Annotated in this window: 6 protein-coding genes; 4 read left to right on the forward strand and 2 right to left on the reverse strand. The window is 47.1% G+C overall.

Annotated features, from left to right (window positions below; translation table 11 throughout):
- The first annotated feature begins 174 nt into the window (after positions 1 to 174).
- The gene (locus Q0Y54_RS11560) at positions 175 to 618 is read left to right on the forward strand and encodes a hypothetical protein (protein WP_297968070.1); all 444 of its coding nucleotides are present in this window, start codon (positions 175 to 177) and stop codon (positions 616 to 618) included.
- Positions 619 to 729: 111 nt separating this feature from the next.
- On the opposite strand, the gene thiD is transcribed toward Q0Y54_RS11560, so the two are convergent.
- Entirely contained in the window at positions 730 to 1,509 is a 780-nt protein-coding gene (gene thiD, locus Q0Y54_RS11565; RefSeq protein ID WP_297968073.1) for a bifunctional hydroxymethylpyrimidine kinase/phosphomethylpyrimidine kinase, read from the reverse strand.
- A gap of 227 nt (positions 1,510 to 1,736) precedes the next feature.
- On the opposite strand from thiD, the gene Q0Y54_RS11570 reads away from it, so the two are divergent.
- The gene (locus tag Q0Y54_RS11570; protein ID WP_297968076.1) at positions 1,737 to 2,363 is read left to right on the forward strand and encodes a DUF4867 family protein; all 627 of its coding nucleotides are present in this window, start codon (positions 1,737 to 1,739) and stop codon (positions 2,361 to 2,363) included.
- A 34-nt stretch (positions 2,364 to 2,397) separates the two neighbouring features.
- On the forward strand, positions 2,398 to 2,811 hold the full coding sequence (locus Q0Y54_RS11575) for a universal stress protein (RefSeq protein ID WP_297968079.1): 414 nt from the start codon (positions 2,398 to 2,400) through the stop codon (positions 2,809 to 2,811).
- Positions 2,812 to 2,947: 136 nt separating this feature from the next.
- On the opposite strand, the gene Q0Y54_RS11580 is transcribed toward Q0Y54_RS11575, so the two are convergent.
- On the reverse strand, positions 2,948 to 4,183 hold the full coding sequence (locus Q0Y54_RS11580; RefSeq protein ID WP_297968083.1) for an LL-diaminopimelate aminotransferase: 1,236 nt from the start codon (positions 4,181 to 4,183) through the stop codon (positions 2,948 to 2,950).
- Positions 4,184 to 4,427: 244 nt separating this feature from the next.
- On the opposite strand from Q0Y54_RS11580, the gene Q0Y54_RS11585 reads away from it, so the two are divergent.
- Positions 4,428 to 4,820: a CGGC domain-containing protein gene (locus tag Q0Y54_RS11585; protein WP_297968086.1), complete on the forward strand. Its 393-nt coding sequence runs from the start codon at positions 4,428 to 4,430 to the stop codon at positions 4,818 to 4,820.
- The last annotated feature ends 195 nt before the right edge of the window (positions 4,821 to 5,015 follow it).

Below are 5,015 nucleotides of genomic sequence, written 5' to 3' on the forward strand. Positions count from 1 at the left end.
TCCCCTCTGGGGAAGGGGGACCGTCGAAGACGGTGGATGAGGTGTCCCCGAAGGGCAGATGTGTGGAGGATGGATTATTAGGGCATAATTGAAAAAATGTTTTGATTTTAGCAGGATAAAAGCTTTTTTTGGCGAATAGATAGCAGTGAAATATCTATAAAGGAGTTGTTATACTTGAATACTAAAGCAGAGGTTTTTAACAAATATTTGGAGGAGAAGAAGATCACCGTATTCCAGGTGGAGGAGCTGGCTGATGACCCACAGCATACAGTGGCATTTCGTTCCCATATCGTAGTGGAGGGGCAGCAGCTGCCAACCTTGGTTTTGCTGGATGATACGGTATTTTCCATGATTCGGGTGCAGATTAGTCCAAAGGCTCTTACAGAGGAAAATGAGCTGAAGGTATTGAAGATGGCCTGTGACCAGAACATGAAGTACAAGCCATTTAAGATGTATTTTGACCAAAATGGGGCACTGATTGTGGATATATGCCTGCTTATGCCTGGGGATAAGGAAGAGAACTTTGACAAGCTGGGTGATGAAGTGTACGGCATGCTGGATGTGCTCATTAATTTCCTTGAGGAAAATTATCGTAGCTGGATGAAGGAAATCTGGTAAGTTCAAAAGTAAAAGGCAGCTGAGTCATTTCGATTCAGCTGCCTTTTTTATCAGATAAAATAATAGTTCATACAGGCGGAGCGTAAAATACTATCTGTAAAAGCTCCCATATTAGAGGGCATACATATGATTAAGGGGGCCGGAGCCTTTGCCTAAATTAAGGTCATCCTTCAATGCACCGGTAATATATTTTTTGGCCTTGGCAATGGCCTCCGGTAATTCATAGCCCAAGGCCAAATTGCAGGCAATGGCTGAGGACAGGGTACAGCCTGTACCATGGGTGTTGGGATTGTCGATGTGCTCCTGGCGATACCAGTTGAATTCTCCGTCATAATACAGGAGGTCAGTGGCGGTTTCCGTTAAGTGACCGCCCTTGATGAGGACGCCGCCATATAGCTTGCTGCCAATTATTTTAGCGGCTTCCTCCATATCCTCCAGGCTTTGAATAGTCATACCGGCCAGTACCTCCGCTTCGGGGATATTAGGGGTTATTACACTGGCAATGGGCAGGAGCAGACGGCAGAGATTATCCTGTGCATCGTCGGCCAGAAGCTTGCTGCCGCTGGTGGACACCATTACCGGGTCAACCACAATATTCATGGCACCAAATTCCTGCAGCTTTTCCGCTATTGTCTGAATAATCTCAGGGCTGGATACCATACCGATTTTTACAGCATCCGGTGGTATATCCTCGAATACGGCTTGGATTTGCTGCCCCACAAATTCAGCAGGGGCATCATGTATGGCCGTAACCCCGGTGGTATTTTGGGCTGTTAGGGCAGTAATGGCACTGGTGGCAAACAGCTTGTGGGCGGTGATAGTCTTGATGTCGGCCTGGATTCCTGCACCGCCGCTGGAATCGGAGCCGGCAATAGTCAATACAGATTGCATAAAAAACCTCTCTCTCTGGGCTATGGGTTTAACCCCGTGATATATACTTTAGTATAGAACCATGCTTGACAGATGGCAATATTAAAATATGACATAGTTCCTGTCAGTGGGGAAAATGTTGCTTATCCGATGCATGGTCAGCAGCAAAACCTTCCATTTTTCAGCAGGATTTAAAGTATATTTTGGCGAATTTAAGAGGCATAAAGATTAATTGGAGGAATTGGTCAATGAAAAGTGTATTGGATGAGGCATTCAGGACCTATGGTCGGGTGCTGGATATGGATGCTTCCGAATTTTTGACGGAGGTACAAAAGCTGCCGGCGGCCCCCCAGGGGCAGGTGCTTTATGAAGCCTCTATACCGGCCCTTGAGCAAACAAAGCTGTTCCTAAAATTCATGGATGAGGTATATGGAGGTATGCCGGTGGAATTTGGCTGCTGTCATGGCTTTAACGATAAGTTGAACGGATTGGAGTACCACAGGGATTCGGAAATAAATATTGCAGGGACAGATATGATATTGATGGTGGGGCACCGTTGGGATATTGATTATAGTGATAATTCCTATAATACTGACAGGGTGGAGGCCTTCTTTGTACCAATGGGTACGGTGGTGGAGCTCTATGCCACAACCCTCCATTATGCACCCTGTGGTGTGGAGGGCAAGGAATTCCGCAGCGGTGTAATATTGCCGGAAGGTACCAATGAGCACCTGGAGGTGGAGCCAGAGGCCAAGGGAGAAGGAGGGATGCTCTTCGCCGTTAATAAGTGGCTGCTGGTTCATCCTGAAAGCGGAGAAAGGGGCCGAGTTGGCTTATTAAAGGGTAAAAATTTGACTGTAGGGGATTTCAAATAAGCCTGTAAACGTTAAATAATAAGGGGGAGATTTTATGTGCAGGATTTTAGTGCCGGTGGATGGCTCTGAGGAATCCGAGAAGGCCACTGTTCAGGCGGTGCGTTTGGCCAAGCTGGAGCCGGGAAAATTAATTTTTATGTATGTGGTTAATATTCAGCAGGCGGCTATTTCGGTACATCTTTGTCAGGAGATAATTGATTCTCTCACCGAGGAGGGAAACAGGATATTGGGGGAGATCAAGGAGGGCCTGCCGGAGGGGCTGGAATGTGAAACTGTCCTTGATGTGGGTATTCCTTATGAGAAAATAGTGGATTACGCCAAGGATAACGCCATTGACCTGATTGTTATGGGCAGCCGTGGCCTAAGCCTGGTGGAGGGCATATTGATGGGCAGCGTCAGCCGTAATGTGCTGGAGCAGGCACCTTGCTCTGTATTGATTGCAAAATAAGGCTATTAAAGTATTATTTTAACAATAAATTAACGTTATAACGAGGTGAAGATGTCCCCCACCTAAAGAGGTGGGGGACATTTTAAAGCTCGTTATAACGTTTTATATACATTATTTTATCGTTATTTTTATGTTATTAAAAATGTAAATTATTTTTTATCCGTTCAACGGCCCGGAGGGTGTTTTCCCTGTCACCAAAGGCAGTAAGGCGGAAATAGCCTTCGCCGCACGGACCGAAGCCGGCCCCTGGAGTGCCCACAATATTTACCTCCGTCAGGAGCTTGTCAAAGAAATCCCAGGATGGCATATTGTTTGGCGTTTTCAGCCATATATAGGGTGCATTTATACCACCGTAGGCATCAATTCCGGCAGCTTCAAGGCCCTCACGGATAATACGGGCATTTTCCATATAGTAGCCGATCAGCGCCTTTACCTGTCTCTGGCCCTCAGGAGTATAGATGGCAGCTGCACCCCGCTGAATGATGTAGGCAGTGCCGTTGAACTTGGTGGTGTGGCGACGGTTCCACAGGCGATTAAACTCCACCCTCTGGCCCTCCTTGGTCAACCCCTTTACAGCCTTGGGAATTACGGTATAGCCGCAACGGGTGCCAGTAAAGCCGGCGGTTTTGGAAAAGGACCGGAACTCAATGGCCACCTCCCTGGCACCTTCAATTTCATAAATGGAACGAGGTACATCCTCCTCCGTGATATAGGCCGCATAGGCCGCATCAAAGAGAATGACGGAATTATTGGCCTTGGCATACTTCACCCACTTGGTTAGCTGCTCTCTGGACAGAGTGGTGCCAGTAGGATTGTTTGGGCAGCACAGATAAATCATATCCACCCGTTCAGCAGGGAGCTCTGGGGAAAAGCGGTTTGCTGCACTGCAAGGAAGGTAGGTAATGCCCTGAAAATGACCATCCTCATTCAGCCCACCGGTGCGGCCGGCCATAACATTGGTATCGAGATAAACAGGGTATACCGGGTCGGTAATGGCCACCTTATTGTCCGTACCAAAAATCTCCTGTATGTTTCCACAGTCACTTTTGGAGCCGTCGCTGACAAATATTTCGTCGGGAGCTATATCGATGCCCCGGTCAATATAATTGGTTTTGCGGATGGCCTCAATGAGAAAGTCATAGCCCTGCTCCGGCCCATACCCCCGAAAGGTTTCGGCACTGGCCATTTCATCTACCGCCCTATGCATGGCTTCAATGCATACCGCAGGCAGGGGCCGGGTAACATCACCGATGCCCAGCCGGATAATATCCGCCTCTGGATGAGCTTCCTTAAAGGCAGTCACCCGGCGGCCAATCTCAGCAAATAAATAGCTTCCCGGTAATTTTAAATAGTTTTCGTTTACAGTAGCCATATATACATTCACCTCATTATATTTTTAATATAACATTTCGGTTATATTATAGCATATTAATATGCAAATTCAATAGATATTTTTGAAAATTATTATCAAAAACTTTACCAATGACATGGGCAGCTGCTGATGATAGAATTGGGATATTTGGGCAAGAGCGTGATAATGTTGTAATTCAAACGGAAAAATTAAATTCTTTGGACTATACTAATAAGGAAATATGATTTTTAGGAGAGTGTATATTATGAAAAAAATTGCGATTTTACGTTGTTTAAAGACTTCAGCCGCCTGCGCCGGTACCGGGTGCCTCCGGGCCTTTAATGAGCGGAGCGAGGGCTTTAAGAATTATGCCGGGGAGGAAGTGGAGCTGGCGGCTATGTGGACCTGCAACGGCTGTGGCAACAGTATGCTGGAGGATCAGGAGGGTATTGAAAAGAAAATAGCCCGTATGACGAAAAATGGCATTGAGGCAGTACATCTGTCCCACTGCACCAGCAAGAAAAATGCTGAGGAGGTGCCGGTACTGTGCCCCACCATCAAAAGCATCGCCAAGCGGCTGGAGGCCGCCGGTGTTGCCGTATACAACGGCACCCACGGCCAGCACGCCACAGGAGAGCGGGTAAAATTTATGAATTAATAACGAGCTTTAAGATGTCCCCCACCTCTTTAGGTGGGGGAAAACAAACTACAACAGCTGGCGAGCATATCTCCCAGTGCGGACGTATCAAAGCAGCAACGATGCTTTGTTAATACGTCCCATGCGAAAGTGTCCTACAAAGCAAGACAATAGTCGAAGCTGAGTAGCTGACACTGACCGCCTCGTTGCGACGCG

The sequence above is a fragment of the uncultured Anaerovibrio sp. genome (genome assembly GCF_947302755.1).
GTDB lineage: Bacteria > Bacillota > Negativicutes > Selenomonadales > Selenomonadaceae > Anaerovibrio.